Origin of the sequence: Dysgonomonas sp. 511 (genome assembly GCF_010501105.1) — a bacterium.
In the GTDB taxonomy this organism is placed as follows: domain Bacteria; phylum Bacteroidota; class Bacteroidia; order Bacteroidales; family Dysgonomonadaceae; genus Dysgonomonas.
This window is the reverse complement of sequence record NZ_QVMQ01000061.1, coordinates 1-4255: the sequence shown is the minus strand read 5'-3', so window position 1 is coordinate 4255 and position 4255 is coordinate 1. Positions and strand designations below refer to the sequence as shown.

4 protein-coding genes are annotated in these 4255 nt (G+C 46.1%); 3 read left to right on the top strand and 1 reads right to left on the bottom strand.

Annotated features, from left to right (window positions below):
- Positions 1 to 240: 240 nt before the first annotated feature.
- Complete coding sequence (locus D0T57_RS15045) at positions 241 to 474, bottom strand: hypothetical protein (protein WP_163274292.1); 234 nt, start codon at positions 472 to 474, stop codon at positions 241 to 243.
- A 272-nt stretch (positions 475 to 746) separates the two neighbouring features.
- On the opposite strand from D0T57_RS15045, the gene D0T57_RS15040 reads away from it, so the two are divergent.
- The 3 genes from D0T57_RS15040 to D0T57_RS15030 are packed head-to-tail and all read left to right on the top strand — an operon-like array spanning position 747 to position 4176.
- Positions 747 to 3062 (top strand): TonB-dependent receptor, encoded by a 2316-nt coding sequence (locus D0T57_RS15040; RefSeq protein ID WP_163274295.1) that lies wholly within the window; start codon positions 747 to 749, stop codon positions 3060 to 3062.
- Between the two features lie 14 nt (positions 3063 to 3076).
- Positions 3077 to 3883, top strand: coding sequence for a DUF4249 domain-containing protein (locus D0T57_RS15035; RefSeq protein ID WP_163274294.1), 807 nt, complete (start codon positions 3077 to 3079; stop codon positions 3881 to 3883).
- Positions 3884 to 3927: 44 nt separating this feature from the next.
- Positions 3928 to 4176: a DUF4834 family protein gene (locus D0T57_RS15030; RefSeq protein ID WP_163274293.1), complete on the top strand. Its 249-nt coding sequence runs from the start codon at positions 3928 to 3930 to the stop codon at positions 4174 to 4176.
- Positions 4177 to 4255: the final 79 nt, after the last annotated feature.

Genomic DNA, 4255 nt, shown 5'->3' with positions numbered 1-4255 from the left:
TCACAGATTGGCTCCGCTTCGCTCTGCCGAACGGTGTTTGCTTGCGTTCCTTTTGGCCTAAGCCCCAAAAGGAACCAAAAACTCTTTTGCGCCTCGCTTTGCCGTACGACCCACTTTGCGCTTTGCCGGCTGAATGAAGTGAACTAACAGCAATCCTTTTGTTGGCTTAGCAAAGTAGTATAACAACGTCCCCACTTCATTCTACGCCGCCCGCATCGCGTGGGTACCCCGTACGCAAAGCTAAGGGCGCGGGCTGACGCCGGACAAGAGTTTGCTACAATTCTGGTCGTGCGTCAGCGGACGTGCATCAGTTCCGCAGGCGGGAACCTGTCCGGTGAAGGCGGCGTAGAAAGGGATGGGGCGGAGCCCGTTTATCCCTTTCAGCCGGCAAACCGATGACAGGTCGCCGAGGGACGAAGCACTAGCCTTTTGCTTCCTTTTGGGGCTTAGGCCAAAAGGAACGCAAGCAAACACCGTTTGGCAGAGCGAAGCGGAGCCAATCTGTGATTGCGCGCAGTATAAAAAAGAACGATTTTACTATTAAATCCCAACTGCTGATTCGCATTATTAAAATTTAAAAAAGCCTCTTAATCTTTTTTAATAACTTGATGGTTAGATAATATAGCGGGTTGACAAAATAGTTTTACCTTTGTTTGTCTATCACTAATATAATAACAATGCGACCTCTGCGTTAAATATATGCCAACAACGCTGGATCTCTAACACTAAGCTATAAAATATCGAAGATGAGGCTTCTTTTTGCTATACTGTTTTTATTGCTTGCAACCACAGCAAATGCCCAGAAAAACTACGTAATCAGAGGCAAGATAACCAATGCCGAGAATAATGATGTGCTGATAGGAGCATCGGCCGGAGTAAAAGAACTGCCCCAGTATGGTAGCTTCAGCGACGCGAATGGCAATTACGCCCTGACCTTGCCGCAGGGCGAATACAGCTTCATAATCAAGCTGCTGGGATATAACACCAAACAGGTAAAAATAAAACTAGACAAAGACCAAACATTAAATATCGAACTTTCGCCCGATGCCGTATCGCTCAACGAAGTAGAAATATCGGCAAAAAGGACAGACGAAAATGTAACAAGCGTGCAATCGGGGGTAGACAAACTGGAAGTAGAGACAACAAATAAAATTCCCGTATTGCTGGGCGAAAGGGATATACTGAAAACCATTCAGCTACTACCCGGAGTGCAGACTGCCGGCGAAGGCAACACCGGATTCTATGTACGGGGAGGCAGCAACGACCAAAACCTAATATTGCTCGACAATGCTGCCGTCTACAATCCTTCGCATCTGTTTGGCTTCTTTTCTACTTTCAATTCCGATGCGGTAAGCGATATGACCATATACAAAGGCTCTATGCCTGCCCAATATGGAGGGCGGTTGTCGTCTACATTGGATATAAGTATGCGCGACGGCGACCTGAAAGACTATCACCTGACCGGAGGAATAGGGCTTATCTCCTCGCGCCTTACCTTCGAAGGGCCACTTCAGAAAGAACGTTCTTCGTTTATACTCTCTGCCCGCCGCACATATGCCGATGCGCTGGCACACCTTGTCGGCGTGGAACAGATAAAGGATTCGAAACTGTATTTCTACGACCTGAATGCAAAGCTCAGCTATGTATTGTCCGATAAAGACAAACTCACCTTTACGGCCTATTACGGCAAAGACAAGCTGGGGCTGACCGACATAGCGATGATAGACTGGGGAAACACCATCGGCAGCCTGAAATGGAATCATATATTCGATGCGAAAAAAGCGTCGGCTACCACCCTGTCTTATACCGACTATACCTACAACGTAAGTGTAGACATGACTACAGGCATCAATATAAAATCGCATATAAGAGATTATAATCTGAATCAGGAGTTTAGCTTCTATCCCAACAACAGGAATGCTATAAAACTGGGATTCTCGTCTATGTATCATCAGGTAGTGCCGGGCGACCTCACCAGCAAAGACCCTTCGCGCCTCGAAGTAACGCCATACCAACGCCGCAATTCGTGGGAGAACGCCGTTTTTGCTTCCAATAGCATGAAGTTGTCTGACAGGTTCGAAGTGAGCTACGGGCTTCGTTTGTCGTCGTTCAGCGTATTGGGCGGCAGCGACTATTACAAGCTGGACGAGAACCGGAATGTGACGGATACCATATCTACCAAAAGCGGAAAATTTGTAAAAACATACTGGAATCTGGAACCGCGCCTTTCGGCTGCTTTCCGCCTCAACGAAACATCTTCGCTAAAGGCTGCCTATTCGCGCACGTCGCAGCATATGCACCTGTTGTCGACATCGAATATGGCAAGCCCTACCGACAGGTGGCTGACCAATACCGATTACATAAAACCCGAAGTTGCCAACCAGGTATCGCTGGGTTACTTCCGCAACTTCGACAACAATATGTTCGAGTTCAGCGCCGAAGTTTATTATAAAGACCTCAGCAACCAGATAGATTTTAAAGACGGGGCAGACCTCTACGGTAAAGAACTGATAGAAACCGAATTGCTTTTCGGCAAGGGGCGGGCATACGGGCTGGAGCTGTTCCTGAAAAAGAAATTCGGGCGTTTCAACGGGTGGATAGGCTATACTCTCTCGCGCAGCGAACGGCAGATAGACGGAATAAACGGCGGGAAATGGTATGCTGCCAACCAAGACCGCAGGCACGACCTGTCGGTAGTAGGTATTTACGACCTTAGCCGCAAATGGACACTTTCGGCCACATGGGTATATGCCAGCGGCAACCCTATGACCTTCCCTACGGGCAAGTATATGGTAGACGGGCATACCGTTTATTATTACGACGGGCGCAACCAGTACCGCGCACCGGCTTACCACAGGCTCGACCTGGGTGCAATCTGCACATTGAAGAAAACCAAGCGTTATACATCCGAATTGGCTTTCGGGCTATATAATACCTATGCCCGCAAGAATCCTTATATGTTCGAGTTCAGGCAGGATAAGAATAATGGATTTAAGTCGGAATCGGTTATGATATACCTGTTTAGTGTGATACCATCTGTTTCGTGGAACTTTAAGTTTTAAAAAAAAGTATAGTTATGAAACCAATATATACATTATTAACTATCATTGCCATTGCTTTCTCCGCTTGCGAAAAGCAAATGATACTGGATATTGATACGGCCGAGCCCCGCGATGTAATCAGCGCCATCATTTCGGAAGAAGTGCCATGTGTCGTTGTACTTACCAAAACGCAAGGTTTCTACGACAACAACCCCTACCAGACCATATCGGGGGCCACAGTTACATTGTCAGACTCTAAGGGAAAAACCGAAACCCTAAATGAAAGTTTCGAGCCCGGAGTGTACACTTCGAAAATGACAGGGGAAGTAGGAGAAACCTATTACCTGAAAATAGAGATAGAAGACAATGTGTATGAAGCCGAAGCTAAAGTGCCGGCAAAAGTACCTATCGAGGAACTGTATATATACCAGATACAGGTAGGCGACGGGTCGTGGTTCTCGCCATGTGTGGCATTCAACGATCCTGCTGAAGAAGAAAACTACTACTATTTCCTGCTGACAATAAACGACAGGATGATGCGATCTTTCTACTTGGAAAAGGATGAAAATAGAAATGGCAAACCGATAGACAAGATATTGTATTTCAATAAAGAAGACAACTTTGACGACGACCTGGAAACCGGCGACCACATCTATGTGGAAATGCAAACAATCGACAAAGGCGCATACACTTATTTTTATTCCCTCAGTTCGGCAGCGGGGCGCGGGGCTACCAATCCGTTAACTAATTTCACGGGGGGAGCTTTAGGTTGTTTCAAGGCATATAATTCTACTTATGCCGATGCATATGTGAGTTGGGATATTGTACGCCCTGCCAAATAATTCGTATATTTGCACATTACCATCAAAACTATTACAGATAGCTTATGTTCATCAAATTTTTGGGAATATTACTGTTCATCGGAATGATAGGCTTCCTCATACTGGGGGTCTTTCTGGGAGGTGTTGTCCGTCTTTTCAGGTCTGGTGGCCAGAAAACGAATAATCGCCGGTCTGCCGCAAATAGAAGCAACAGTAGCAATGATAGCCCCACCACGCAGAAAAAATTCTCGAAGAACGAAGGGGAATATGTAGATTATGAAGAGATAAAAGACGGGAGGGTGTGTCAAAAGTAAATTGACCTACCCTTTTTGTTTCATGCAGCCAGTTTATATTTCTCTTGGTTTTTATCAGCAATAGGATTCATAATATATA

Bases quoted from the DNA above. Each gene is read 5' to 3' on its own strand.
- D0T57_RS15030 (WP_163274293.1), top strand. From the start codon at position 3,928: ATGTTCATCAAATTTTTGGGAATATTACTGTTCATCGGAATGATAGGC.
- D0T57_RS15035 (WP_163274294.1), top strand. From the start codon at position 3,077: ATGAAACCAATATATACATTATTAACTATCATTGCCATTGCTTTCTCC.
- D0T57_RS15040 (WP_163274295.1), top strand. From the start codon at position 747: ATGAGGCTTCTTTTTGCTATACTGTTTTTATTGCTTGCAACCACAGCA.